Here is a 222-nt window from a genome sequence, read left to right on the forward strand (position 1 = left end):
CTTCTGTATAATCCAATACCAACACCGGAATTGAAAGAGAAATTATTATCTGATACTGTTACGCTGTCGCATAACGTCGTCATCAATCCGCATTGTCCATTGGTAACTGTATTTCCTGCAATTTTTGCGCTATTGCATTTCCGCAAATAAATACCGGCTCCGTACCGCATCCATTCATCCTGATCATTTTTATGGTAGCTCATCCAATCGCTGATATCTTCT

The 222-nt window shown here is 40.1% G+C and carries 1 protein-coding gene; it reads right to left on the reverse strand.

Annotated elements, in window-relative coordinates; all coding sequences use genetic code 11:
• On the reverse strand, window positions 1–203 hold a 203-nt coding region (locus ACX9YW_RS23710), incomplete at its 3' end, for a right-handed parallel beta-helix repeat-containing protein (protein ID WP_460351280.1).
• Window positions 204–222 lie beyond the last annotated feature (19 nt).

This window comes from Pseudoneobacillus rhizolycopersici (assembly GCF_054786815.1).